Origin of the sequence: Bradyrhizobium yuanmingense, from assembly GCF_029167105.1 — a bacterium.
GTDB lineage: Bacteria > Pseudomonadota > Alphaproteobacteria > Rhizobiales > Xanthobacteraceae > Bradyrhizobium > Bradyrhizobium yuanmingense_A.
This window is the reverse complement of the sequence record NZ_JARFML010000026.1, coordinates 26,921-51,817: the sequence shown is the minus strand read 5'-3', so window position 1 is coordinate 51,817 and position 24,897 is coordinate 26,921. Positions and strand designations below refer to the sequence as shown.

At 64.7% G+C, this 24,897-nt stretch carries 29 protein-coding genes; 13 read left to right on the top strand and 16 right to left on the bottom strand.

What is annotated here, in order from left to right; translation table 11 throughout:
- Positions 1–77: 77 nt before the first annotated feature.
- On the bottom strand, positions 78–983 hold the full coding sequence (locus P0R31_RS28440) for a LysR substrate-binding domain-containing protein (RefSeq protein ID WP_275517710.1): 906 nt from the start codon (positions 981–983) through the stop codon (positions 78–80).
- Positions 984–1,211: 228 nt separating this feature from the next.
- Here P0R31_RS28440 and P0R31_RS28435 point away from each other — a divergent pair, with 228 nt between their 5' ends.
- Both P0R31_RS28435 and P0R31_RS28430 read left to right on the top strand, forming a co-directional pair.
- A complete protein-coding gene (locus P0R31_RS28435; RefSeq protein ID WP_275517709.1) occupies positions 1,212–2,534 on the top strand; it encodes an aspartate aminotransferase family protein in 1,323 nt (440 codons plus the stop codon).
- Between the two features lie 20 nt (positions 2,535–2,554).
- The gene (locus P0R31_RS28430) at positions 2,555–3,457 is read left to right on the top strand and encodes an amino acid ABC transporter substrate-binding protein (protein ID WP_275517708.1); all 903 of its coding nucleotides are present in this window, start codon (positions 2,555–2,557) and stop codon (positions 3,455–3,457) included.
- A gap of 5 nt (positions 3,458–3,462) precedes the next feature.
- On the opposite strand, the gene P0R31_RS28425 is transcribed toward P0R31_RS28430, so the two are convergent.
- Entirely contained in the window at positions 3,463–4,419 is a 957-nt protein-coding gene (locus tag P0R31_RS28425; RefSeq protein WP_275517706.1) for a helix-turn-helix domain-containing protein, read from the bottom strand.
- 190 nt (positions 4,420–4,609) lie between these two features.
- On the opposite strand from P0R31_RS28425, the gene P0R31_RS28420 reads away from it, so the two are divergent.
- Together P0R31_RS28420 and P0R31_RS28415 are read left to right on the top strand one after the other, a co-directional pair.
- The gene (locus P0R31_RS28420; protein ID WP_275517705.1) at positions 4,610–5,626 is read left to right on the top strand and encodes a carbon-nitrogen hydrolase family protein; all 1,017 of its coding nucleotides are present in this window, start codon (positions 4,610–4,612) and stop codon (positions 5,624–5,626) included.
- 27 nt (positions 5,627–5,653) lie between these two features.
- Positions 5,654–6,694, top strand: a complete 1,041-nt coding sequence (locus P0R31_RS28415; protein WP_275517704.1) for a phenylacetaldoxime dehydratase family protein — start codon at positions 5,654–5,656, stop codon at positions 6,692–6,694.
- Here the strand turns inward: P0R31_RS28415 and P0R31_RS28410 are convergent.
- The gene (locus P0R31_RS28410; protein WP_275510160.1) at positions 6,691–7,329 is read right to left on the bottom strand and encodes an HAD family hydrolase; all 639 of its coding nucleotides are present in this window, start codon (positions 7,327–7,329) and stop codon (positions 6,691–6,693) included. The two genes, P0R31_RS28415 and P0R31_RS28410, sit on opposite strands and share 4 nt — an antisense overlap.
- 87 nt (positions 7,330–7,416) lie before the next feature.
- Here P0R31_RS28410 and P0R31_RS28405 point away from each other — a divergent pair, with 87 nt between their 5' ends.
- From P0R31_RS28405 to tsaA, 4 genes are all read left to right on the top strand, one after another.
- The gene (locus tag P0R31_RS28405) at positions 7,417–8,370 is read left to right on the top strand and encodes a lytic transglycosylase domain-containing protein (protein WP_275517703.1); all 954 of its coding nucleotides are present in this window, start codon (positions 7,417–7,419) and stop codon (positions 8,368–8,370) included.
- 249 nt (positions 8,371–8,619) lie between these two features.
- A complete protein-coding gene (locus P0R31_RS28400; protein ID WP_275517702.1) occupies positions 8,620–9,360 on the top strand; it encodes an AzlC family ABC transporter permease in 741 nt (246 codons plus the stop codon).
- Positions 9,357–9,707, top strand: a complete 351-nt coding sequence (locus P0R31_RS28395; RefSeq protein ID WP_275517700.1) for an AzlD domain-containing protein — start codon at positions 9,357–9,359, stop codon at positions 9,705–9,707. The genes P0R31_RS28400 and P0R31_RS28395 overlap by 4 nt, the downstream gene beginning before the upstream one ends.
- A gap of 32 nt (positions 9,708–9,739) precedes the next feature.
- Positions 9,740–10,231, top strand: a complete 492-nt coding sequence (tsaA, locus tag P0R31_RS28390) for a tRNA (N6-threonylcarbamoyladenosine(37)-N6)-methyltransferase TrmO (protein WP_275517698.1) — start codon at positions 9,740–9,742, stop codon at positions 10,229–10,231.
- Between the two features lie 120 nt (positions 10,232–10,351).
- On the opposite strand, the gene P0R31_RS28385 is transcribed toward tsaA, so the two are convergent.
- The 4 genes from P0R31_RS28385 to P0R31_RS28370 all read right to left on the bottom strand — a co-directional run bounded on the left by P0R31_RS28385 (position 10,352) and on the right by P0R31_RS28370 (position 13,457).
- Positions 10,352–10,777 carry an HIT family protein gene (locus P0R31_RS28385; RefSeq protein WP_275517696.1) on the bottom strand — a complete coding sequence of 142 codons (426 nt, stop codon included), beginning with the start codon at positions 10,775–10,777 and terminating at the stop codon, positions 10,352–10,354.
- 53 nt (positions 10,778–10,830) lie between these two features.
- Positions 10,831–12,072, bottom strand: a complete 1,242-nt coding sequence (locus tag P0R31_RS28380) for a GNAT family N-acetyltransferase (protein ID WP_275517695.1) — start codon at positions 12,070–12,072, stop codon at positions 10,831–10,833.
- Positions 12,073–12,236: 164 nt separating this feature from the next.
- Positions 12,237–12,983, bottom strand: a complete 747-nt coding sequence (locus P0R31_RS28375; protein WP_275517693.1) for a glycerophosphodiester phosphodiesterase — start codon at positions 12,981–12,983, stop codon at positions 12,237–12,239.
- Positions 12,984–12,989: 6 nt separating this feature from the next.
- On the bottom strand, positions 12,990–13,457 hold the full coding sequence (locus P0R31_RS28370; protein ID WP_036015166.1) for a RidA family protein: 468 nt from the start codon (positions 13,455–13,457) through the stop codon (positions 12,990–12,992).
- A 229-nt stretch (positions 13,458–13,686) separates the two neighbouring features.
- Between P0R31_RS28370 and P0R31_RS28365 the strand changes: the two genes are divergently transcribed.
- Positions 13,687–14,532: a cell envelope integrity EipB family protein gene (locus P0R31_RS28365; RefSeq protein WP_275517691.1), complete on the top strand. Its 846-nt coding sequence runs from the start codon at positions 13,687–13,689 to the stop codon at positions 14,530–14,532.
- A 221-nt stretch (positions 14,533–14,753) separates the two neighbouring features.
- Entirely contained in the window at positions 14,754–15,155 is a 402-nt protein-coding gene (locus tag P0R31_RS28360; RefSeq protein ID WP_018646938.1) for a RidA family protein, read from the top strand.
- Positions 15,156–15,193: 38 nt separating this feature from the next.
- On the opposite strand, the gene P0R31_RS28355 is transcribed toward P0R31_RS28360, so the two are convergent.
- Genes P0R31_RS28355 through P0R31_RS28345 form a run of 3 tightly spaced genes read right to left on the bottom strand, consistent with a single transcriptional unit; the run spans position 15,194 to position 17,192 of the window.
- Complete coding sequence (locus P0R31_RS28355) at positions 15,194–15,595, bottom strand: ACT domain-containing protein (protein WP_275517690.1); 402 nt, start codon at positions 15,593–15,595, stop codon at positions 15,194–15,196.
- Positions 15,595–16,884, bottom strand: a complete 1,290-nt coding sequence (locus P0R31_RS28350) for a DNA polymerase IV (RefSeq protein WP_275517687.1) — start codon at positions 16,882–16,884, stop codon at positions 15,595–15,597. The genes P0R31_RS28355 and P0R31_RS28350 overlap by 1 nt, the downstream gene beginning before the upstream one ends.
- Positions 16,881–17,192, bottom strand: a complete 312-nt coding sequence (locus tag P0R31_RS28345) for a DUF3572 domain-containing protein (RefSeq protein ID WP_172783374.1) — start codon at positions 17,190–17,192, stop codon at positions 16,881–16,883. The genes P0R31_RS28350 and P0R31_RS28345 overlap by 4 nt, the downstream gene beginning before the upstream one ends.
- Positions 17,193–17,434: 242 nt before the next feature.
- On the opposite strand from P0R31_RS28345, the gene P0R31_RS28340 reads away from it, so the two are divergent.
- A complete protein-coding gene (locus P0R31_RS28340; protein WP_008566616.1) occupies positions 17,435–17,800 on the top strand; it encodes a response regulator in 366 nt (121 codons plus the stop codon).
- Between the two features lie 14 nt (positions 17,801–17,814).
- Positions 17,815–19,188 (top strand): PleD family two-component system response regulator, encoded by a 1,374-nt coding sequence (locus P0R31_RS28335; protein ID WP_275517684.1) that lies wholly within the window; start codon positions 17,815–17,817, stop codon positions 19,186–19,188.
- Positions 19,189–19,483: 295 nt separating this feature from the next.
- Here P0R31_RS28335 and P0R31_RS28330 read toward each other — a convergent pair whose 3' ends face one another.
- Positions 19,484–20,080, bottom strand: coding sequence for a TetR/AcrR family transcriptional regulator (locus P0R31_RS28330; protein WP_343299342.1), 597 nt, complete (start codon positions 20,078–20,080; stop codon positions 19,484–19,486).
- 130 nt (positions 20,081–20,210) lie between these two features.
- Here P0R31_RS28330 and P0R31_RS28325 point away from each other — a divergent pair, with 130 nt between their 5' ends.
- A complete protein-coding gene (locus P0R31_RS28325) occupies positions 20,211–21,449 on the top strand; it encodes an MFS transporter (protein ID WP_275517681.1) in 1,239 nt (412 codons plus the stop codon).
- A 27-nt stretch (positions 21,450–21,476) separates the two neighbouring features.
- Here P0R31_RS28325 and P0R31_RS28320 read toward each other — a convergent pair whose 3' ends face one another.
- The 5 genes from P0R31_RS28320 to P0R31_RS28300 form a co-directional block, all read right to left on the bottom strand.
- Positions 21,477–21,830, bottom strand: coding sequence for a DUF3551 domain-containing protein (locus tag P0R31_RS28320; protein WP_275517680.1), 354 nt, complete (start codon positions 21,828–21,830; stop codon positions 21,477–21,479).
- Positions 21,737–21,940: a DUF3551 domain-containing protein gene (locus P0R31_RS28315; RefSeq protein WP_275517788.1), complete on the bottom strand. Its 204-nt coding sequence runs from the start codon at positions 21,938–21,940 to the stop codon at positions 21,737–21,739. Before P0R31_RS28315 ends, P0R31_RS28320 begins: the two co-directional genes overlap by 94 nt.
- 305 nt (positions 21,941–22,245) lie before the next feature.
- Positions 22,246–22,413 carry a 50S ribosomal protein L33 gene (gene rpmG / locus P0R31_RS28310; RefSeq protein ID WP_007603295.1) on the bottom strand — a complete coding sequence of 56 codons (168 nt, stop codon included), beginning with the start codon at positions 22,411–22,413 and terminating at the stop codon, positions 22,246–22,248.
- A 125-nt stretch (positions 22,414–22,538) separates the two neighbouring features.
- Positions 22,539–23,864 (bottom strand): LLM class flavin-dependent oxidoreductase, encoded by a 1,326-nt coding sequence (locus tag P0R31_RS28305; RefSeq protein WP_275517678.1) that lies wholly within the window; start codon positions 23,862–23,864, stop codon positions 22,539–22,541.
- A 273-nt stretch (positions 23,865–24,137) separates the two neighbouring features.
- Positions 24,138–24,890 (bottom strand): NUDIX hydrolase, encoded by a 753-nt coding sequence (locus P0R31_RS28300; RefSeq protein ID WP_275517677.1) that lies wholly within the window; start codon positions 24,888–24,890, stop codon positions 24,138–24,140.
- Positions 24,891–24,897 lie beyond the last annotated feature (7 nt).

Below are 24,897 nucleotides of genomic sequence, written 5' to 3'. Positions count from 1 at the left end.
TGGTGAGTTTAGCGCAGGCGGGTGCCTTGTCCTATCACGCGCTCACATGGCGGCTCTGCTTTGCTAGTCCGCATTTGCTAGGCCACGCTCGTGGTCTGCAAGTTTGCAGCCGAGATCTTCGCGCGCAGCCAAGCCTCGAACGCACTGACATGGCTACGTCCTTTCGCCTCAGCCGAGCGCACCAGATAGTAGGAGACCGTCTCCACTTCGAATTTGGGTTGGCGGAACGGTACGACGAGCGTGCCCTTGTCCAGCTCCTCGGCGGCGAGGATCTCGCTCTCCAGCACGACGCCAAGACCCTCGACGGCTGCATCGATAGCCATGGTGGAGCGGTCGAACCACAATTCGTGACGCGCCTTGATGCTCGCGCCTGTGACCTTGCGCAGATAATCGGTCCAAGTCAGTGCGTTCGAGGAATGGATCAGCGTGGCACGGGCGAGATCGCCGGGCTCGCGCAGGTCGAGCTGCTCGATCAGCCGCGGGCTGCAGAGCGGGCGCAGGCGCTCGGCCAGGAGCGGCTCTATCTGCCTGTCGTTCACGACCGGTGGGCGCCCATAGGCGATCGCGAGGTCGAAGCGGATGGTTTCGAGATCGTGCAGATCGGCGATGGTAGACAGCCTGATACCGATCTCCGGATGCTGGCCGATGAAATTGCCGATCCGCGGTTGTAGCCATTTGGCGGCAAAGCTCGGTCCGCTGGCGATGAACAAATGATCGCGCTGCGATTGCGGCGCCACCAGCCGCGTCGCACCCATGATCGTGCCGAACGCGCGCTCGATCTCGCCGGCATAGAGGCGGCCGGCATTGGTGAGCACAGCACGGCCGGCGTGCCGCGAGAACACGCGCACGCCGAGAAAATCCTCGAGGTTCTGTATGTGATGGCTGACCGCGGAAGGCGTGACCCCGAGCTCATCGGCAGCGCGGCTGAAGCTGCCGTGGCGGGAAGCGGCTTCGAACGCCGACAGCGCCTTCAGCGGCGGCATGCGCGGTCGCCCCGTTGAGCTTGCTTCATCGGCTGCTGAGTTTTTTGAACTGGCGCCCATCATGTCTGCCCGGTTACGAATTTCTCCATTGCACGGGCAAGTTTCGTACCGCGAACGCCCCGACGCAACAGCTTCGTGCCCACAATCTGACCCGAGACCGGTGAGCGGGCTCCGCATCGCCGCGCCGTGCTCCGCGCGCGGCAGATACCGCTTGCTTAAGGAGACGCAATGACTTCAGCGCTGAAACAAGCTGCCGACGAATTTCTGGTGCGGTACGGCGGAGACGTGTTCCCGAACCTTTTCACGACCGCGAAAGGTACTATCGTCACCGACAGCGACGGGCGCGACTATCTCGATTTCACCTCGGGGCAGATGTGCGCGACGATCGGCCACAACCACTCTGCCATTGTCGCGGCGGTGGAGCGCGCCGGGAAGAAGGCGTTCCATCTCTTCAGCGGGATGATCCCCGAAGTGGTGGCCGAGCTCGCCCAGGTGCTGGCGACGGACTGGCTGCCCGGCGATCTCAAGCGCTCGATCTTCATCAACACCGGCTCGGAGGCGACCGAAGTCGCGCTCCGGATGGCCAAGATGTACACCGGCGGCTATGAGGTGCTTGTCCTCGGCGGCTCCTGGCACGGCATCACGGGCGGCGCCGCCTCGGTCTCGATGGCGAGCGACCGCAAGGGCTATGGTGTGCCGCCGCCCGGCGTGTTCGTCATCCCCGAGCCGAATGCCTATCGTCCCTACATCGACAAGGGGAGTGAGGAAGCATCCGCGCTGGCCAATCTCGAGCTGGCGCTGAAAATGTTCGACATGCAGTCGAGCGGGCGGGGCGCGGCGATCATCGCCGAGCCCGTGATCAGCGCCGGTGGCGTGCTGGTGCCGCCGAAGGCCTTCATGGAGGCGCTACGTAAGGCCGCCGACGACCGCGGAATGCTGCTGATCTTCGACGAGGCCCAGACGGCGTTTGGACGCATCGGTCGGAAGACGGGATCGGAACATTTCGGTGTCGTGCCTGACATCATGACGATGTCGAAAACGCTCGGCGGGGGGCTGCCGCTCGCGGCTGTGTCGACCACCGAGGCGATCGAGAGCAAGCTGCACGAGCATCACTTCACCTATTACACCAGCCACGTCTCCGATCCGCTGCTGGCCGAGGTCGGGCTCGCGGTGCTGCGTGTGATCGCGGAGGAGAAGCTGGTCGAGCGTGCCAATGTCATGGGCGCCTATCTGCGCGGCCGTTTCGAGGGTCTTCAGCAGAAATACGAGCAGATCGGCGACATCAGGGGCATGGGGCTTCTGCTCGGCGTCGAGCTGGTCACCGACCGCAACAGTCGGCGCGCGGCCCACCAGCTCGGCGGCCTGACGACGAAGAAGTGCTTTGAACATGGGCTGAGCATGAACATCCGCCGCCGGCCCGAGCGCGGATCGGTGTGGCGCATCGCGCCGCCGCTGACCGTCTCGACCGAGGAGATCGACCGCGCCGTCGAGATCCTGGATCGGTCCTTGACGGAAAGTCTCGAAGAGTTGTCGCGAAATCCCGCCGCTTGATCAACAGTCCGGAGGCCGACATGATCCGTAGACACGCGCCGACGCTTGCCATTGCCGCACTTTCGCTTGCGCTGTTGGACGTTCCAACAGCGCAAGCGGCCAGCCCGACCCTCGACAAGATCAGAGAGGTCGGCAAGATCACCCTCGGCTATCGGGAGGCTTCCATCCCGTTCGCCTATCTCGGATCGGACCAGAAGCCGATCGGGCTTTCGCTCGATCTCTGCTCCGCGGTGGCCGACAAGATCAGGATCGTGCTGCAGCGGCCGGAGCTGGGGATCGACTACGTCCCGGTGAATGCGTCCAATCGCATTCCGCTGCTCCAGAACGGCACCATCGACGTCGAGTGCGGCAGCACGACCAACACCGCGGAACGTCAGATGCAGGTTTCGTTCTCCGTTGCGACCTATGTGGCATCGCCGCGCTGGCTGGTGTCTACGGCGTCGGGGGTGATGGAGCCGAAAGGGCTCGACTTGCAGACGGTCGTCATCACGCAGGGCTCGTTGAACGTTGCGGTCGCAAAGCAGGTTCTCGACGAGCAGAAACTGAACGTGACGATCATCCAGGCCAAGGATCACGCCGAGTCGCTGCTGATGCTGGGGACGGGCCGCGCCGCGGCGTGGTTCGAGGACGACATCCTGATCGCCGGGCTCGTCGCTAACGCCTCCGATCCGAACGCCTTCCGGATGCTGGGCGCGACCTATGCGCCGTCCTATTACGGATTGATGACCCGTCGGGAAGATCCCGAGTTCAAGGCCTTGGTCGACACCGCGATCAAGGAGAACATGGCCTCCGGCGCGTTCGACAAGCTCTATGCCAAATGGTTCGAGGCGCCGATTCCGCCGAAGGGACAGAACCTCCGGCTTCCAATGAGTGCGGCGATGAAGGCCCGTGTCGCCTCTCCGAGCGATAGGCTCGCGCCGTAGGGGCGTCAATGCCGCAACTGGCTCTGCCGGAAGTCGCGCGGCGACATCCCGAAATGCTCGCGAAAGACCCTGCCGAAATGCGAGAGGTCGTTGAAGCCCCAGGCGAAGGCGATCTCGCTGATGTGGCGATGGGCGAGCAGTGGCGAGGCGAGATCTCTCCGGCATCGGGCGAGGCGTTCGGCAAGGACGTGGCGCTGGAAGGAGGTGTCCTCGTCTGCGAGAAGATCGTTGACATAGCGCGGCGAGATGCCGAGCGCGGCTGCGGTTTCAGCGAGCGAGAGATCGGGATCGGCGAGGTGCGCGCGGATGTGCGCCTTCACTCGGTAGAGCAGGGCCGAGCGGTGGGTCGAGGATGGCAGCGATGACTTGCCGAGCCGCTCGCTCAATGCCATCGCCAGCAGATCAACTGCCTGCTCCGACAGCGCGGTGGCCGTATCCTGACTCAAACTATCCGCATTCTGGCAGAGCCGGACAATGAAATCATAGACGAGCCGCTCGAGCGGTGCGTCGGCGCCGAATGACATTGCGGTCAGCGTCTCGGTGCCGGCGAGCCGCCGCTGCAGCATCTCGCGTGGTACCTTGAAAATGGTTTGCGTAAAGCTGTCGTTGAACTTCAGCTCGTATGGGCGCGTGGTGTCGTAGAGCGCGAACTCGCCTGGCCGGATCACGGTCTCGCGCCCGTCCTGCACCACGCCACCGTTGCCGCGATTGCCGAGTGCGACGAGAACAAAATCTTGGTTTGAACGCGCGATACGCGACGGCGTGCGGAATACGTGCTGGCGGTCGGAGCAGACTTCGGAGCAGACGGCTTTGCCGAGCGAAGCCTGGGTGACCGACCCGCGAAAGGCGCTACCGAGGTCCGACTTGCAGTCGAGCCCGACGAAGACGTCGCAGACGATGTCCTGCCAGAGAGCGAGCCGCCGATAGCCGGGACTGCCGTCCGTCGTGAACTGGATTGGCATCGGCAAGCCTCCCTTTCACACACCCTGCAAAATCGCCTGGGATCCAGCCTGACCGGAGGCAAATCCCGTACCGGTCGGTCGCGCGTCCGGTCGAGTTTTTGTGCCGTCGTGGTCGAGCGGCCGGCCGCCCGGCTTGGCCAAATAGACTGCATCGGACGTGGCTTCCGATCAACCGGCAATGGAGGCAGGAATGGGCATCGAGCATCCGAAATACAAGGTTGCGGTGGTTCAGGCGGCGCCGGCCTGGCTCGACCTCGACGCCTCGATCGACAAGTCGATCGCGCTGATCGGGGAGGCCGCGGAAAAGGGCGCCAAGCTGATCGCGTTTCCGGAAGCTTTCATCCCCGGTTACCCCTGGCACATCTGGCTGGACTCGCCTGCCTGGGCGATCGGGCGAGGCTTCGTGCAGCGCTATTTCGACAATTCGCTATCCTATGACAGCCCACAGGCTGAGCGCCTGCGTGAGGCCGTGCGCAAGGCAAAGCTCACCGCCGTGATCGGCCTGTCCGAGCGCGACGGCGGCAGCCTTTACCTCGCGCAATGGCTGATCGGCCCTGATGGCGAGACCATCGCAAAGCGCCGCAAGCTGCGGCCGACCCATGCCGAGCGCACGGTCTATGGCGAAGGCGACGGCAGCGACCTCGCCGTGCATGCCCGGCCCGACATCGGCCGGCTGGGCGCTCTGTGCTGCTGGGAGCATCTGCAGCCGCTGTCGAAATACGCGATGTACGCTCAGAACGAGCAGGTCCATGTCGCGGCCTGGCCGAGCTTCTCGCTCTACGATCCCTTCGCGCCGGCGTTAGGGGCCGAGGTCAACAACGCGGCTTCGCGCGTCTATGCGGTGGAAGGCTCCTGCTTCGTGCTCGCGCCTTGCGCCACCGTCTCGCAGGCCATGATCGACGAGCTCTGCGACCGCCCGGACAAGAATGCGCTGCTGCATGCGGGCGGCGGCTTTGCGGCCATCTACGGCCCCGACGGCAGTCAGATCGGGGAGAAGCTGGCGCCCGATCAGGAGGGCCTGCTGATCGCAGAGATCGATCTCGGCGCCATTGGCGTTGCGAAGAACGCCGCCGATCCCGCCGGACATTATTCGCGGCCGGACGTCACACGGCTGCTGCTCAACAAGAAGCGATACCAGCGCGTCGAGCAGTTCGCGCTGCCGGTCGACACCGTCGAGCCCATGGACATTGCGGCGGCGGCAAGCTGATCGCCGCGATCACGGGAGGACACGGCCATGGAATCCGCAATTCCTGCGCATCTCGAAACCCCACGCACGCGCCATAAGCGCGTGCCGGACGATTACCAGCCGCCATATCCCTCCTTCGTGGCGCGCTACAAGCCTTCGGTCAGCCGCGTCGTGATGACCTATTTCGGTGTCCAGTATGGTGGTGCTGCACCCGCGGCAGCAATGGACGCGTTGAAAGAACTCGCAGGACTGTTTGCAATGGATGGCGGTCCGTCGCATTGGGACCGGGCAAGCTATACAGATCAGTCCGGCTCCGAGAATGTTGTCACGGTCGCTTATTGGGACGATCTCGCGCGATTTGATGCCTGGTTCGCGCGGGCTCGCGAGATGTGGACCGGGCGGCAACGCGAAGGCATCGGTAGCTTCATCGAGGTGCTGCGTCCTAGCGTTGCCCGTCACGAGACGCTGTTCTCTTCGGCCGATCGGCCGGAAGGTATCGCCGTCGTTGCGGAGGGCATGAGCGGTGAGGTGCAGGAGCACGCCTATTGGGGCGGCATGCGCGATCGCATACCGCTGTCGCAGACCGATGCCATGGCGCCCGCGGGGACTCCAGAGCTGGTCCGCGACGGCGCGCGGCTGCGAGTCGTGGCGCACGATAATCTCTGCCTGATCCGCTCCGGGCAGGACTGGAGCGATACCGCAGCATCCGAGCGAAAGCTCTATCTCGACGACGTCGAACCGGTGCTACGCGAGGGCATGGATTTTCTGCGCGATGATGGCCTCGCGATTGGCTGCTATGCCAACCGCTATATGCGGGTGCTCGCGGCCGACGGAAGCGTCAGCGAGAGGTCCTACGGTCAGAGCTGGTGGAAGAGCCTCGCCGCGCTCGAACGCTGGGCCGAGTCGCATCCGACCCATGTCAGGATCTTCGGCGCGGCAATGAAATATCTGTCGACGCTTGGGCCGTCAGCCAAGCTGCGGCTCTATCACGAGGTGACGGTGGCGGCCGCCGACGAACAGTTCTTCGAATATCTGAACTGTCACCCGAAGACAGGCATGCTGGCGGCGGTCGAAACGGTCAGCACCTAAGCGACACAATGGCCGAGCAGCTCGGGATGTGCCGCGCAGATGTGATGCGCGCCGGCCTCCCGCAGCTCGGCCTCGCTGCCGTAGCCGTAGAGCACGCCGATGGCGGTCATCCCGTTGGTCCTGGCGCCGACCACGTCGTGGCTGCGGTCGCCGATCATGATCGCGCTGTTCGCATCGACGCTGGCCTCGTCGAGCGCGTAGCGGAGCAGGTCGCGCTTGTCGACACGCGTGCCGTCGAGCTCGGAGCCGAACACGCGTTCGAAATACGGCTTCAAGCCGAAATGATCGACGATGCGGCTGGCGTAGACGGCGGGCTTGCTGGTCGCCACGAACATGCGCTGACGTGTCGCTGCGAGCGAAGATAACGTGTCCGTAATTCCGCTGTAAGCCTCGTTCTCGAATAGGCCGATATCGCTGAAGCGCTCGCGATAGAGCAACAGTGCGCGGTCGGCGAGCTCATCGGCTCCGGTGAGCTTGCGAAGGCTAGCCAGCAGCGGAGGGCCTATGCACCAGGTCAGTTCGTCCTCGCTCGGCACGGGAACGCCGAGTCGTTCCAGCGCATATTGGATCGAGCGTGTGATCCCGGGCTTCGGGTTTGTCAGCGTGCCGTCGAGATCAAAAAAGATTGTCACCATCGGGCGGGACCGGTGTTGATACTGCCGTCTGTTGCTAGTTGGCTCTGGTTCCAAGTCAAGTCCGATTTGTCCGATAGCGTCAATGCCATGCGAATAGTTCGGGTCATTGCTGTCTTGTGCCAGATCCTGGTGCAGTCGCCGGCGCTCGCAGAGGAGACGCCGGCCCCCGCTGCGCCTCCCAACACAGAGGAACCTGCGAAGCCGGCGGAGCAACCAAAAGACGCCCGCGAGAGCGACACGCGTGAGTCGATCTGCCTGATCGTGGAGGCCGCCGCACGCGACAATAACCTGCCGCTGGAGTTCTTCGCGCGCGTGATCTGGCAGGAAAGCCGTTTCCAGGCCGATGCGGTCGGGCCCATGACGCGCAGCGGCCAACATGCGCAGGGGATCGCGCAGTTCATGCCGGGAACGGCTAGCGAGCGCGGGCTGCTCGATCCCTTCAATCCGGTGCAGGCCTTGCCGAAGTCGGCCGAATTCCTGAACGAGCTGCGCAACCAGTTCGGCAATCTCGGCCTTGCCGCAGCCGCCTACAACGCCGGCCCTCGGCGGGTGCAGGAATGGCTCGCCGGCAGCGGACCGATGCCGGAGCAGACCCGCAACTACGTCTATGCCATCACCGGCACCAGTGTCGATGCCTGGGCCAAGGCGGGGAGCACCGGCAAGGGACCGCCCAGCTCGCCGCCAACGAGCTGCCGTGATCTGATGACGCTGCTCAAGCGTGCTCCCAATCCGTTCGTCGCCGAGCTCGAGCAGCATGTCGAGCTTGCAGCCGCAAAGATCTGGGGCGTCCAGCTCGCGGCCGGTTTCGACCGCAACAGGGCGCTGACGATGTATTCCCGGGCCGTGACGAAACTGAGCACCGTGATCGGCGAGCGCGATCCGAGCCTGCTCTCCTCGGTGATGCGCAGCCGCGGCACGCGCGCGTTCTATCAGGTCCGCATCGGCACGGATACGCGCGCCGAGGCTGATGATCTGTGCAACCGTATCCGCAAGGCGGGCGGGGCGTGCTTCGTGCTGAGGAACAGGGGTGTGAGCGGGTAGAGCGCATTCGCCTTAGCGGTCATTCCGGGGCGATGCGAAGCATCGGACTTTGGTGCGCAATTGCGCACTCGAGATTCCATCGGGCCACAGAGACCATCGCGAGATGGATTCCGGGTTCGCGCCAAGTGGCGCGCCCCGGAATGACGGCGTTGGGTGTGTCACGCATGCCAGCCCCGCCGTGCCCTTCCTTGACGCGCGCCACCGTCTCGCCCGTTATGCGGGCACGATTCCTCACCAGCCAAAGCTCCCGTGGCGCTTCCTCCGCTCGATTCACCGCAATGGAATAGCCCCTGGCGTGCCTTTGCCTGGGGCCTGCGCTCGGTCACGCAGACGATCCTCACCATCGTCCTGTTCGCGACTTATCTCGGCATCGGTGCGCTGGCCCATGACACCCATTTCAGCCTGCTCTGGGCGCTGTGCTCGACGCTGTTCGTCTGGGCAGGTCCGGCGCAAATCATTCTGATCACCACGCTCGGTTCGGGCGCCACCATCATCCAGTCGGCAATCGCGGTCACCGTCAGTGCTATCAGGCTGTTTCCCATGGTGGTCTCGGTGCTGCCGCTGATGCGTACGCCGACGACCAGGCGGCGTGAGCTGTTCTTTGCGGCGCATCTCACGGCCGTGACGCTGTGGGTCGAATGCCATCGCTTCCTGCCACAGGTGCCGCGCGAGCGGCGGATCGCCTTCGTCAACGGGCTTGGCTTCGGTCTGGTCTCGGTGTGCCTCTGTGCCAACACCGTGGGCTTTTTCCTCGCCGCCAATCTGACGCAGACGCTGGGTGCCGCGATCCTGATGCTGACGCCGCTGTCGTTCCTGTTCTCGACCGCGCGCAACAGCCGCGAAGCCGCCGACGTCGTCGCGCTGGCACTCGGCGTTTTGCTCTATCCGCTGGCTGCGAAAATGAACTCCGGCCTCGACATCCTCGTCAGCGGCCTCGTGGCTGGCACGATTGCCTATGGCGTGCACTGGTGGCGGGAGGTACGCGCATGAGCTACGCGCAGCTCATCGGCGACTGGCAGGCACTCGTCGTGCTGTTCGTCGCCGGCGTCATTCCCAACCAGATGTGGCGCATGCTGGGCCTGTGGTTCGGCGGTGGTATCGACGAGGGCTCGGAGCTGCTGGTGTGGGTCCGGGCCGTTGCAACCGCGATCCTGGCCGGCGTCATCGCCCAGATCGTGGTCCAGCCGCCGGGCGCGCTGGCCAGCGTGCCGGATGCTCTGCGCTACGGCGCGGTCGCTGCCGGGCTGGTCGTTTTCCTGCTGACCCGCCGCTCGATCTTCGCGGGCGTGGTCACGGGTGAAGTCTTCATGCTGGCCGGCAAGTGGTGGTTGGGCTAAAACCGCCGGCGAACAGCTAGGGAACAGAACATATGGTTCGCGAACAGGAGCTCCGCGAGGGCGAACTCGCCATCGAGCTGCCGCCGACGCAAGATGCCGGTCTCGTCTTCATCGGTCGTATCCGCACCCCCTGGACGTCGCGACTGGAGACGCCGCGGCAAGGACGACAGGATGGCCCGGTATGCCGGCTCGAGATCTTCGAGCCGTTCGTCCCCGCGATCAAGGGCGTTGATTTCTACAGCAATCTCGAAGTGCTCTACTGGCTCGACAAGTCGCGCCGCGACATCATCCTGCAGAGCCCGAAGAACAACGAGAAGACCCGCGGCACGTTTTCGCTGCGCTCGCCGGTGCGGCCCAATCCGATCGGCACCTCGATCGTCAAGCTGGTCGGCATCGAGGGCAATGCCATCCTGGTGCGCGGCCTCGATTGCATCGACAATACGCCGCTGATCGACATCAAGCCCGACCGCTGCGAGTTCACGCCGCTGGCCGCGCCGCAAAAGGGTGATTTCGAGACGGAGTGAGGGGCCTCCGCTCTAACCCGTCATTGCGAGCGCAGCGAAGCAATCCAGAATCCCTCCACCGAGGCAGTCTGGATTGCTTCGTCGCAAGAGCTCCTCGCAATGACGAGGATGCAGCGCCGGCTATCCCTTCAACGCCGCCATCAGCTTCGCCGCGTGCTCTTGCAGCACCTTGTCGTCTTCCTTGCGGCTCGCCGGCGGCAGCATGGCGACGCCGTCGTGGCGGGGCATCACGTGCATGTGCAGGTGAAACACCACCTGTCCGCCGGCAGGCTCGTTGAACTGCTGCACGGTGATGCCGTCGGCGTCGAACGCCTTCATCGCGGCGGCCGCGATCTTGTGCGCGCCGCGGGCGACATGGGCGTAATCGTCGGGCTTGATGTCGAGGATGTTGCGGGCAGGGGCCTTCGGGATCACCAGCGTGTGACCGGGCACGCGCGGCATGATGTCGAGGAAGGCGACGACGTGCTCGTCCTCGTACACCTTGTAGCAAGGCAGCTCGCCGCGCAGGATCTTTGCGAAGATGTTGTTGCTGTCATAGGCGGTCATGGCGGCGGCTCCTCGGACGATTTGCGCTTACTGTCACCAGCAATTGCGAGGCGTCAAGGCGCCTCGTCGGCCCCTTTGCGGAACGGGCCGAGCTCGGCAAGCTCTCGTCCGGCTTCCGCGACATAGGCGCGCTCGCGCTTGAGGTAATCGTCGATGGCGCGACGCAGGCCGGGATCGGCGATGAAGTGGGCGGAATGCGTGGTGCGCGGCAGGTAGCCGCGCGCGATCTTGTGCTCGCCCTGCGCGCCGGCCTCGACGTGTTTGAGGCCGCGCTTGATCGCGAAATCGATCGCCTGGTAGTAGCAGACCTCGAAATGCAGGAACGGGTGATGCTCGACCGCGCCCCAGTTGCGGCCGAACAGCGTGTCCGAGCCGATGAAGTTGATCGCGCCCGCAATCCAGCGATTGTTGCGGCGGGCCATCACCAGCAGCACGTCCTCGTTCATGGTCTCGCCGATCAGCGAGAAGAACTCGCGCGTCAGATACGGCCGGCCCCATTTGCGCGAGCCGGTCTCCATGTAGAATGCGAAGAAGGCATCCCAGGCATCCTCGGTGATGTCCTTGCCGGTGAGCCAGTGGATCGTGATGCCGGCCGCGAGCGCATCGCGCCGCTCGCGCTTGATCGATTTGCGATGGCGCGAGTTCAGCGTCGCCAGGAAGTCGTCGAAGCTCGCAAAGCCCTCATTGTGCCAGTGGAACTGCTGGTCGGTGCGCTGGAGGAAGCCGTGCTCGGCGAGCAGCTTCCATTCTGACTCCTGCGCGAAGGTGACGTGGACGGAGGAGGCCTTGCTGACGCCGCACAGCGCTATGAGCCCACTCGCCAGCGCCTCGGTGATGCGCTCGCGATCGACGCCATCACGCACCAGCAGCCGCGGCCCCGTGGCCGGCGTGAAGGGAACCGAGACCTGGAGCTTCGGGTAGTAGCGTCCGCCGGCACGCTCATAGGCATCCGCCCAGCCACGATCGAAGACGTATTCGCCCTGGCTGTGCGATTTCAGATAGCAGGGGACGATTCCGGCGACGCGTCCGCCGAGCTTGGCGACCAGATGCCGGGCTCCCCAGCCAGTCCGGATCGTGGCTGAACCCGATTTCTCGGCCGCAGAGAGAAAGGCGTGGGAGACGAACGGGTTATAGGCGGGTCTTGAGAGGTCGAGGGAATCGCTTGGAAGGGCGGATGAGGTTCCGGCGCCAGCCCCATTGCACCGTCCGCCGGGATTGGCGCAGGCGTCCCAATCCTCCGGCGATACCTCGCCAATGGATGGTACGGCCTCGAGCGTAATTTCGGATGATGCCATTGCATGCAAGATCGTGCATTGCAGCAGCAACTTCAAGGGGGTGATCCAATGGCCCCCACGGCCGTCATTGCGAGCGCAGCGAAGCAATTCAGACTGTCACCGCGGCGGCATTCTGGATTGCTTTGTCGCAAGAGCTCCTCGCAATGACGCGGAGAGAGCAGCCCCTACGGCACGAACCCCTCGAAGATCATCTGGTCCGCATACCGCCCGACCCGGCTCCGCTGCTCCGGGGTGCGGACGGTCCAGCCGAGCAGGGCGCAGCCGAACAGGTTGCGGGCGATCCAGGGGGCGGGGGCCGGCAGGTGGTCGACCTTGAAGGCGACGAAATGCGGCCGGGTCTGCAAGCCGTGGCGCAGGTACAGCATGCTGTCGCGCTGTTCCTGGGTGAGGTTGGCCCAGTACTCGTCCTCATAGCTCCGCTGCGCGACGATGCCGCGCGGACGGTTGGGCAACAGGTCACGCAGCGCCAGCACCTGGTCGGGATCGAAGGACATGCCGACGGCGGGGCCGTCATACGAGGCCAACACCTCGGCCATCCGCTGCACCAGCTTGCGATCGCCACCGAAATGGCTCTTCACCTCGATTAGCAGGGGCACACGTCCGGCGACCATGGCGCAGAGGTCGGCGAGCGACATCATCCGCTCGTCGGTGTCCTTGAACCTGACGGCCTTCAGCTCGGTCGCGGTCATTGCGATCACCTCGCCGGTGGCCCCGGTGAGTCGGCCCAGGGCATGGTCGTGATGGACCATGGCCTCGCCGTCGGCCGAGAGCTGGATATCGACCTCGATCGCAAAATTACCGGCAATCGCAGCCTGCACCGCGCCCGGCATGTTCTCGACGATGCCGCGCGAAATGTCATGCAGGCCGCGATGGGCGACCGGCCGCGCTGTCAGCCAATCCGGAGCGCGCATTTGGCGTCAGGCGACCTCGAACACGCCCTCGACCTCGACCGCCGCATCCGCGGGCAGCGAGGCGACGCCGACGGTGGTGCGGGCGTGGCGGCCCTTGTCGCCGAAGGCGGCGACCATCAGGTCGGAGGCGCCGTTGAGCACCTTCGGCCCGTCCAGGAAATCCGGGGCCGAGTTGATGAAGCCGCCGAGGCGCACCACGCGTACGACCTTGTCGAGATCGCCAAGCGCCGCCTTGACCTGGGCCAGCAGGTTGACGGCGCAGCCGCGCGCGGCTGCGGCGCCGTCCTCGATCGAGACGCCGGCGCCCAGCTTGCCCTTGGCAATCAGCTTGCCGGCGGGGTCGAAGCAGACCTGGCCGGAGACGAACAGGAGGTTGCCCGTGCGCACAAAGGGTACGTAGTTGGCGACGGGGGAGGGGGCCTCGTGCAGCTTGATGCCTTGCTCCGCCAGTTTCTGCTCGACCGTGCCCGCCATGTCCGACCTCGTTGTCCAAAAATCCTTCGCTCCGGCGCGTCCCCTGGATGGCCGGGCGCGCCCTGTTTCGCCCATCGTGCGGCCACATGCAAGCAACCGGAGGGGCTGCATTTTGTTGAGGCTTGGGCAGGTTCAACGTGGAGGGGCAATTTTACGTGTACGGCCTCAGTTGCGGCGCAATGGAACGGTCATTAAAATGTCGAATCTGCGCTTTCCTCAGGGAACAGACATGGTGCATCTTTTCCGGACTTCGCTCGGTGTGATGGCGCTTGCCGCGGCCAGTGTCGGCCTTGGCGACGTAGCCCAGGCCGCCAACGGCCCGTTTCTCGCGCACCAGGCGCTGTATGATCTCCGCCTCGTCAAATCGCGCACCAATTCGGTCAATAGCGCCCGCGGCCGGATCCTTTACAATTTCACGGGGAACGCCTGCGAGGGCTATACCTCGGAATTCCGCCAGGTCTCCGAGCTCGACAGCGGCGAGGGCAAGGTCACGCTCAGCGACCTCCGCTCCAACTCCTGGGAGGACGCCGCCGGCAAGAGCTACCGTTTCAAGATCGAGACGCGCATGAACGAGGCGGATGCCGGCCGCGTCGACGGCTCGGCCGAGCGCGACGGCGACCACATCAACGTCAAGCTGAAGCTTCCGGCGCCGAAGACGTTCACGCTCGACGGCAAGATCGTGTTCCCGACCGAGCAGATCCAGCGCATCATCGCAGCGGCGAGGGAAGGCAAATCGCTGCTCGAACTCTCCGTCTATGACGGCTCCGATGACGGCCAGAAAGTCTACAACACGCTGACCGTGATCGGTCAGCCGATCCCCGCCGACCGTGCCACCTCGTCCGATCCGTCGACTGCGGACGAGCACATGAAGTCGCTCAAGCGCTGGCCAGTCACCGTCAGCTATTTCGACCGCGACGCCCAGCAGAAGGAGGGCGAGCAGACGCCGGTCTATGCGATGGCGTTCGAGCTCTACGAGAACGGTGTCTCGCGCCAGCTCATGCTCGACTACAACGATTTCGTCATCTCCGGCGCCATGGGCAAATTCGACGTGAAGGACAGCAAGCCCTGTAATTGAGGGCTATGTCTCTCGTCGCGAGCAGCGCCGTAGGGTGGGCAAAGCGGAGCGTGCCCACGCTTCTCTCGATAATCGTTGATAGATGGTGGGCACGGCGCAAGTGCGCCTTTGCCCACCTACGAGATCTCTCCTCGCCGCGTTGCTCCTCGCCATGACGGGCTAGCTCTCGTCACACTCTCCCGCTACGCTCCCTCCCAACCACAAACTCGGGGAGCCAGCCCATGCCGAAGCTCGACCATCTCCGCCCCAGCGGCCTGCATCACAATCCAGCCTATTCCCACGTCGTCACCGCGACGGGCGCGCGCACGATCTACATCTCCGGCCAGGTCTCGACCGACGAGGAGGGGCGGATCGTCGGCGAGGGCGATATCGCCGCGCAGACGACGCAGGTGATGCAGAATCTCGGCCTCGCGCTGAAGGCCGCGGGGGCGAGCTATTCCAACATCGTCAAGATCACGACCTTCGTGGTGAACTACAAGCCGGAGCTGCGGCCCATCATCGGCAAGGCCCGCTCGGCCTTCTTCGAAGGCATGGAGCCGCCGGCCTCCACACTCGTCGGCGTTTCCGCGCTCGCTGCGCCGGAATGGCTGATCGAGATCGAGGCGGTCGCAGTCGCCGATTGACGTGACCGTAGGATGGGTTTCGCTGCGCTCTACCCATCCTACGTTGCTGCGGACATCTCGCGCAGAACGGCTATCGCCTCATCCGCACGGTCAACGGGTACGAAGAGATGGTCGTGGTGGAACGCCGACACGGCATTCACGCTGATGCCGGCGTCGGCGAGGCGCGCCGTGATTGCCGCCAGGAAGCCGACCGCATCGAGCGCGGAGTGAACCGTGAGCGTGATCAGGCGCGAGGCGAATTCGTAGCGCAGCCCCGCGCGTTCGGCATCCTCCAGCGGTGCTACGACCGTTGTGCCCTCCCGCTCTCGGAAGATCAGGAGCGGATCGACTGCTGCGGGAATGGTCTCGTCTGCCGGGATCGTGCAAAATACGAAGGTGCCCGGCCGCAGCTCCGGGTTCATCTGTCTCAGCAGCCCATTGAGATCGCGTTCACACGTCATCACTCCTGCGCCTTCTCCGGGCCCTCGTAGGCGATGCCGCGGATCACCGCGGCGCTGCCGAACTTCTTGCGCAGGCTGTCGACCGCGCGTTCGGCGTGGGCGGCGCGGCGGTCGAGCATGTCGGTGTCATCGATCGCCGAGCCCTCGCGCAGCGCGCTGACGCCGGCGCCCATCAGGCGGAAGGCGGTGCCGTCGATTTCCTTGGCCAGCATCTCGCGGCAGATCGAGAAGATCTTCGCGGCCAGCTGCGTTGGGGCGGCGATCGATTGCGAGCGCGTGCGCTGGCGGAAATCGGCGGTCTTCAGCTTCAGCGTCACGGTGGAGCCGGCGAGCTCGCTGCTCTTCAGGCGCGACGACGTCTTCTCGCAGAGCCGCCACAGGATCTTCTCCAGCGTCGCGAAATCGCGGATATCGGTCTCGAACGTCGTCTCGCTGGAGATCGTCTTGGCGCCGCGGTCAGGCTCGACGCGGCGGTCGTCGATGCCGCGGGCGAGCCGCCACAGCCTGCGGCCGTCGCTCGGAAACTGCCGCATCATCTCGATCTCGTCGGCCTTCTGCAGGTCGGCGATGATGCGGAAGCCGCGCTGCACCAGGCGTTCCTGCGTCGCGGGACCGACGCCGAAGATGAAGCCGACCGGCTTTTCCGCCAGCATCAACCGCGCTTCCTCCTGGTCGAGCGCGGCAAAGCCTCTGGGCTTGTCGAGGTCGGAGGCGATCTTGGCCAGGAACTTGTTGCAGGACAGGCCGACCGAGACGGTAATGCCGACGTCGCGCTCGACGTTGCGGGCAAAGCGCGCCAGCACCTTGGCGGGGATCATGCCGTGCACCCGCTCGGTGCCGGAGAGATCGAGAAAGGCCTCGTCGATCGAGAGCGGCTCGACCAGCGGCGTCAGCGCCTGCATGGCCTGACGGACCTCGCGGCCCACCCGGACGTACTTTGCCATGTCCGGGCGGATCACGATCGCATGTGGGCAGGCTTCCAGAGCCTTGAACATCGGCATCGCCGAGCGAACGCCATAGGTGCGCGCGATGTAGCAGGCGGCCGAAACCACGCCGCGCTTGCCCCCGCCGATGATGACGGGCTTGTCGGCGATGTCAGGGTTGTCGCGCTTCTCGACCGTCGCGTAGAAGGCGTCGCAGTCGATATGGGCAATGGTCAGGCCGGCGAGCGAGCGGTGGCGGACGAGGCGGGGGGAACCGCAGGCCGTGCAGCGCCGCACGCCCATGTCGAGGTCGGCCAGACAATCCCGGCAGAAGCAGCGGGGCCCGGCCGGCTCTGGGACGCTCACGGCACGTCGCGCTCCCAGGAGGGGTCGCCGAGCGCGTCGCCGAGGACCTGCCGCGCCGCGGCAACGTTGGTCGGGTGCAGTTCCGCGGCCTCGGCAAAAGCCTTCACCGTGGCATCGTCCCGCATCACGAAATCGAGCACGCTGAGGAGGAAATTCGGGTCCGCGGCGGCGTTGCGCAGGGTCTCCGGACCGACCCCCGTCTCGGCCAGGAACAGGCCCAGCCGCTCCGGCTCGCCCGCGACGAAGGACAGGGCCTGAATCGCAACGATTTCAGCGACTTCGCGAGGGTTGTGAACAGGCTTTTTCACGGGGACGGTTTGCCTTTCCGTTAACTTTCGGTCTCTAATTTGGAATCATCATGCCCGAGTCTCGTGCTCAAGTCTTCCGGCCCCGGACAAGCAACTGGAAACCACATCGCAGAAAGTGGACCCTCGGGTTTAACGAAACTCAAGCGAATCTGAGGCTAGTTTGAATCCAGTTTTCGAAACGCCGGCAAGCGGCGTCTGAGGCGTCACATGTACCGGTCCTTCGGACCAATCAGGAGGGCGGGATGGCTAAGACCGTCCTGATCGTGGAAGACAACGAGCTCAACATGAAGCTCTTCCGCGACCTGTTGGAGGCGCACGGGTACCAGACCTCCGGCACCAGCAACGGTTACGAGGCGCTCGACCTCGTGCGCAAGATGCGGCCCGACCTCGTGCTGATGGACATCCAGCTGCCGCAGGTCTCCGGCCTCGAGGTGACGCGCTGGATCAAGGACGATCCGGAGCTGCGTGCCATTCCCGTCGTCGCGGTCACGGCGTTCGCGATGAAGGGCGACGAAGAGCGCATCCGCGAGGGCGGCTGCGAAGCCTATTTGTCCAAGCCGATCTCGGTCGGCAAATTCATTGAGACGGTCCGGCGTTTTATCGGATAGGAAGTGAGTTCACAGTGTCCGCGCGTATCCTGGTCGTCGATGACGTTCCCGCCAACGTCAAGCTGTTAGAGGCCCGCCTTTCCGCCGAATATTTCGACGTGATGACCGCCGCGAACGGCACCGAGGCGCTCGCGATCTCAAGGCGTGCCGAATGCGACATCATCCTGCTCGACGTGATGATGCCCGACATGGACGGCTTCGAGGTCTGCCGCCGCCTCAAGACCGATCCGGCGACGCACCACATCCCGGTGGTGATGGTCACCGCGCTCGACAGCCCCGCAGACCGCAACCGCGGGCTCGAGGCCGGTGCCGACGACTTCCTGACCAAACCCGTCTCCGACGTCGTGCTGATCGCGCGCGTGCGCTCGCTGACGCGGCTGAAGATGATGACGGATGAGCTGCGCATGCGCGCCATCACCTCGCTCGAGATCGGCATGCAGGCGCCCGAGCGCAGTGCGATCGCCGACTCCGGCAAGGGCGGCCGCATCCTGCTGGTCGACGACCGCCAGTCCTCCTATGAGCGGCTGGCGACGATCCTCGCCGCCGAGCACACCATCGATGTCGAGCCGAACCCGACGGAAGCGCTGTTCCACGCCGCCGAGGGCAATTACGACCTCCTGATCGTCTCGCTCGACCTCAACAATTTCGACGGCCTGCGCCTGTGCAGCCAGGCGCGCTCGCTGGAGCGCACGCGCCACGTGCCGATCCTGGCCATCGCCGACCCCGAGAACTCGACGCGGCTGCTGCGCGGCCTCGAGATCGGCGTCAACGACTACCTGCTGCGCCCGATCGACAAGACCGAGCTCCTGGCGCGCGCCCGCACCCAGATCCGCCGCCGCCGCTACACCGACCATCTGCGCGACAACGTGCAGAACTCGATCGAGATGGCGATCACCGACGCGCTGACCGGCCTGCACAATCGCCGCTACATGGAGAGTCATCTGGCGACGCTCGCCGAGCAGGCCGCGACGAGGGGCAAGCCGCTGGCGCTGATGATCCTGGACATCGACTATTTCAAGTCGATCAACGACAATTACGGCCACGATGCCGGCGACGACGTGCTGCGCGAGTTCGCGGTGCGCGTGCGCAAATCGATCCGCGGCATTGATCTCGCCTGCCGCTACGGCGGCGAGGAATTCGTCATCGTGATGCCGGAGACGGATCTCCACGTCGCCGGCATGGTCGCCGAGCGCCTGCGCCGCTCGATCGCGGGCGAGCCGTTCGCGATCCACAAGGGTGCCAAGCGCATCGAGGTCACGATCTCGATCGGGCTGACCACGCTGGAGCGAAAGGGCGAGGCGGTGGCCGACGTCCTCAAGCGCGCCGACACCGCGCTGTACCGCGCCAAGCACGACGGCCGCAACCGCGTAGTGTCGCACGCGGCGTGAGGGCCGTCCGCATAAAGTTGCGAAAACAACCCCATGCACAGTAGCCGGCGTTCATTGGATCAATGGGTTGCGCGGGCAGATCGGTGGCTTGCGTCGGCGGCAGCGTTATTTGACCCGTCGGGCAAAACAGGAGCATATTGGTAGGCTGGCGCCGGTCCCACATCCGCCGCTGTCATTTCCCGCGTAGGCGGAGAATCCAGTACGCCGCGGCCTCTCGGTTCAATCACAATTGCCTCTGGAATACTGGATCACCCGCCTTCGCGGGTGATGACACCTGACGATACTGGGACAGCGGCTACTTTGCCCGATTGCGTTCTTTCTCCGCATCACCACCCACATCCACCCCGGCATTCCGCAACAACACCTTCGCCGCTTCCTTCGCGGCTCTTGCCATCGCGGGATCGTCACGCACCAAGTCCTGCGCGATCGAGCCGTCGACCAGCAGCACGAGCTGCGTCGCTAGCGCGTCCGCATCGGCAACGCCGAGCTCGGTCAGGCGGTCGCGAAACCAGAGGCGGCGGCTTTCCTTGAAGGCGATCGCGATCTTCTTCACCGCGCGGTCTTGAGGTCCAAGCTCGGCGACCGCATTGACGAACGGGCAGCCGCGAAAGTCTTTCGCCGCGAAGCGCCGCTCCAGCGAATCGAACGTTGCGAGGATCTGCTCGCCGGGCGGCTTGTCGGAGGGGCGTGCGCTGACGAAGCGGCGCTCGAGATAGGCCGCGATCAGCGCGTCCTTGGACGGGAAGTGGTTGTAGAGCGTGCGCTTACTGATGCCGACCTCGGCCGCGATGGTGTCGACGCCGATGGCGCGAATGCCTTGCAGATAGAACAGCTTGTCGGCGGTCTGAAGGATCCGCTCTTTCATCGTCTGTGGGGCAGGCGGGGGAGCCATGCAGCGGAATGCGTCCTGTTCGCTTGACAGCCACTTCCATCTATAGCCTAAGTACACAGGTCTGTGTACCCAAAAACATCGGCAAAAGCAGACGACGGCACGCGTGCCGCGCCCAAAAGGGAGAAGAAAAATGCCCCTGCTGCAGGTCCTGCGTCCGACGTTGCCGATCCTGATTGGCGCCTCGATCATGCTGACGCTGAGCATGGGGCTGCGGCAGTCGCTCGGTATCTTCATGCAGCCGCTGACGCACGACATCCACATTTCGATCTCGGATTTCACGCTGGCACTGGCCGTGCAGAACCTCGCCTGGGGCTTCCTCCAGCCGCCCGCCGGCGCACTCACGGTGCGCTACGGCTTCCGGCCGATCATGATCGTGGGCGCGCTGATGTACATCGCCGGGCTCGCGCTGATGGCGACGGCGAATGGGATGATCAGCATCATGATCGGCGCCGGCGTGCTGATCGGGACCTCGCTCGCCTGCACCGCGGCGGCGATCGCGATGTCGGTGGCGGCGCGCGCGGTGCCTGAAACGGTGCGCTCGACCGTGCTCGGCATCGTCTCCGGCGCGGGCTCGCTCGGCGCGCTGCTGTCGGCGCCAATCGGACAGATGCTCAACGAGGGCTTTGGCTGGCGCGTCGGGCTCGCGGGCTTCGTCATCATGTCGGTGCTGATGGTTCCTGCGGCCTGGTATGCAGGCCGCGTCGACAAGATTCCGTTGCCGAAGCCGGCGGCCGACGAGATCGATGATGCCACGGCTGCAGCCGCGGCGAGGACCGCGTTCGGCAATGCCTCCTTCGTGGTGATGACCTGCGCCTATCTCGTCTGCGGCATGCAGCTCGTGTTCCTCACCACGCACCTGCCGTCATATCTCGCGATCTGCGGCCTCGATCCGATGCTGAGCGCGCAGACGCTCGGCATGATCGGCGGCTTCAACGTGCTGGGCTCGCTGTTCTTCGGCTGGGCCGGCCAACGCTGGAACAAGCTGGCCCTCTTGGGCGGGATCTACATCCTGCGCTCGCTCGCACTCGCCTGGTACTTCATGCTGCCGGCAAGCCCGTTCTCGACGCTGCTGTTCGGCGCGATCATGGGCTTTTTGTGGATGGGCGTCGGCCCGCTGGTCGCGGGCGCGGTCGCCGAGATGTTCGGCCTGCGCTGGCAGGCGATGATCCAGGGCCTCGCCTTCATGAGCCACCAGATCGGCAGCTTCCTCGGCGCCTATGGAGGCGGGCTGCTCTACGACGCGCTCGGCTCCTACACCATGGCCTGGCGCATCGGCGTGGCGCTCGGCCTTGCCGGCGGCATCGTGCAGGTCGCGTTCGCGCTGATCAAGCCGTCGCAGCCGCCGGCGCCGGTGCTGCGGACGGCGTAGGCGGACGGCGGCGCTAGCTACATTGCCCTATCGAGGACGCGCGCTGCGCCCCGGGTTGGGCGCGCGTTGCACATAAGGATTGTCCAGGCACATCGCCGAACGGCCCGCAGCGCTGGCTCTGCATTCGTCAAATGAACGATACTGGCACGAAATGTAGGTGCCGCCGCCCCATTCCCACTCCTGCAGACAGACCGGAAAGTTGCCGCCGAACCGCTGCGCTGCGGCCGGACCGGGCGCGGACATGGTGATCAGGACGAAGAGCAGACAGGCAAGCGCGCGCACCATGATCAGCGCGGCCGCGGCGGAGCCGGCTGCTTGAACCTCACGCGCGGGTTTATATCGCAATACGTGTTCGATCGCCCGGATGCCGAGGCGAGGCACTGTTCTCGCGTCGAATACATGCAGTCTCCGGAAGCGCCGAGCCCTCCGCCAAAAACGCACCAGGGATAGTCATACTGAGCGTTTGCTGCGGAAGAAAATCCGATGACCATGACGACAATGAGTAAGGCGGTGCGCATGCGATTCTCCCATCATGTCAGCCGAGCGGTAACACCAGAGGCTCGCTCTCGAAAGATAGCCGCTTGACGACCCTGGCTCAACAACGACGATTCAAGCCAGTTCCTCTCCTCACGTCCGAGTGTCGCACGTGTGATCCCGCAGAGACGGTCCAGATTTGCTTCGCTGCGCTAAGCAGCGCAGCGCTCGGCAGCAGGGCACGCGCGCAGGGACACGTGAGCCGAAATGACAACGGGGCCCGCAAGGGCCCCGCGGAAATCCTTAGCGCTACGCCGCGATCTTACTTGATCTTGGCTTCGCGGAATTCGACGTGCTTGCGCGCGACCGGGTCGTACTTCTTCTTGACCAGCTTGTCGGTCATGGTGCGCGAATTCTTCTTGGCGACGTAGTAGAAGCCGGTGTCGGCCGAGGACACGAGCTTGACCTTGATGGTGACCGCTTTGGCCATGTTCTGAACCTCAGAATATCAGGGGAATCTGGAGCCGGCCAAACGGCCCGCGTTGGCCGGCAACCTAGTCAGAAACGGCCGGAAGTCAAGGTTTTAGGGGGCCGAAACCGCTCAAATGGGGCCCATTAGGCCTCGAAGAACCGGTTTTTCGGCCGCGGCAGGCCCAGATTCTCCCTCAAAGTGGGCCCTTCATACTCTTTGCGGAAAATCCTGCGCTTCTGCAGCTCCGGGACCACCTTGTCGACGAAATCGTCGAGGCCGGCGGGCAGGAACGGGAACATGATGTTGAAGCCGTCCGAGCCGCGCCCGACCAGCCATTCCTCCATCTGGTCGGCGATGGTCTTGGCGGTGCCGACGAAGGACAGCCCACCATAGCCGCCGACGCGCTGGGCGAGCTGGCGCACGGTGAGCTTCTCGCGGGCGGCGAGATCGACCAGGCGCTGCCGGCCGCTCTTGCTGGCATTGGTCTCGGGGATTTCGGGAAGCGGCCCATCGGGATCGAAGCCGGAGGCATCGGTGCCGAGGATGACGGAGAGCGAGGCAATGGCGCTGTCGTAGTGCACGCGGCTGTCGAGCAAAGCGCGCTTCTCCTTGGCCTCGTCCACGCTGTCGCCCACGACGACGAAGGCGCCGGGGAGGATCTTCAGGTGCTCGGGGTCGCGGCCGATCCTCTCCATGCGGCCCTTGATGTCGGCATAGAGCTTTTGGCCGTCGGCGAGGCTGCCGCCGCCGGTGAACACCGCTTCCGCGGTCTCGGCGGCGAGCTGCTTGCCGTCTTCGGAGGCGCCGGCCTGCACGATTAGGGGCCAGCCTTGCACGGGGCGGGCGATGTTGAGGGGGCCGCGCACTTTGAAGTATTTGCCCTTGTGGTCGAGGGTGTGCATCCTGGCGGGATCGAAGAACAGGCCGCTCTCGACGTCGCGCATGAAGGCATCGTCGGCGAAGGAGTCCCAGAGGCCGGTGACGACGTCGTAGAACTCGCGGGCGCGCTTGTAGCGCTCGGCGTGCTCCATGTGATCGTCGAGGCCGAAATTCAGCGCCGCGTCCGGGTTCGAGGTGGTGACGATGTTCCAGCCGGCGCGGCCGCCGCTGAGATGGTCGAGCGAGGCGAAGCGGCGCGCGACGTGATAGGGCTCGTCAAAGGTGGTCGAGCCGGTCGCGATCAGGCCGATGCGCTCGGTCACGGCTGACAAAGCCGACAGCAGGGTGAACGGCTCGAAGGATGTCACCGTGTGGCTGCGCTTGAGCGCGTTGATCGGCATGTTCAGCACGGCGAGGTGATCGGCCATGAAGAAGGCGTCGAACTTGCCGGCCTCGAGCTTTCGGATCAGCGTCTTGATGTGCGAGAAGTTGAAATTGGCGTCGGGCCAGGCCCCGGGATAGCGCCAGGCGCCGGTGTGGATGCTGATCGGGCGCATGAACGCGCCAAGCTTGAGTTGCCGTTGTGCCATCGCCCGGTATCCTTCTTGGTGACGCTCGGAAAGACATAGGGACGCGGCGGAACTCCGCCATCGGGTGAGGCGGGAAGAATATTTTGTTTTTCGCAGATCTCTCAGCACGTCATTCCGGGGCGCCGCGGAGCGGCGAGCCCGGAATCCATTGGGCTGCAAAGACTACCGAGCGATGGATTCTCAGATGCGCAATTGCGCATCGTAGTTCGCGCTGCGCGCGCCCCGGAATGACGGAGAGAGCTTTGGGCGTCCACAACGACGCCGAATAGCCACCTAGCTCAAAACATCCTTCTGCATCCTGCCGCCGTAGAAGTGGAAGAACGGCACCGGCGCGTCGTGGCGGAGCGGGCCGGTGGCAAGGCGGGTGTCGAGTTCGTTGAGCACGTTGCGCGTCATCGGATGCAGGTCGGCGAGCGGTTTTGAGCCGAGCTCGACCCAGACCAGCTCGACCAGCTCCGCATCGGCATGGATCACGCCTTCGACGCGGTGGGTGATCGCGGAGGCATCGGCGGTGAAGAAACGCGTGTCGAAGCGCTTGACGCGGCCGGGCGGGGTGATCGCGCGCGCGATCAGGAACAGGCTGGAGGGATCAGGCAGCAGGCCCGCATCCGCGAACGGCTGCCAGGGGCCTTCGAGCCTCGGCACTTTGCCTTCGGCCTTGCGGCCGAGGCAGAGGCCGGTCTCCTCGCAGGCTTCGCGGATGGCGGCAATGGCGAGCGATTTCGCGCGCGAGGCCGGCGTCTTCGGGCTGCCCTTGGCGAGATTGGCTTCCAGCTCGGCGGTGATGGGCGCAGCGCAGGGCACGCGATAATCGGCCTTGTCGACGCGCCCGCCTGGGAAGACGAATTTTCCCGGCATGAACACCACCTTGTCGTGGCGCTTGCCGACCAGCACTTTCGGAATGGCGCCGCTGCGGTCGACCAGGATCAGCGTCGCCGCATCCTTCGGGCGGAAGTAAGGATGATGATCGGCTTCCTTCTCCTCGTGAACCCTGGTCTTCTCCTCGGCCTGCGAAATATCGGTCATGTCCTCA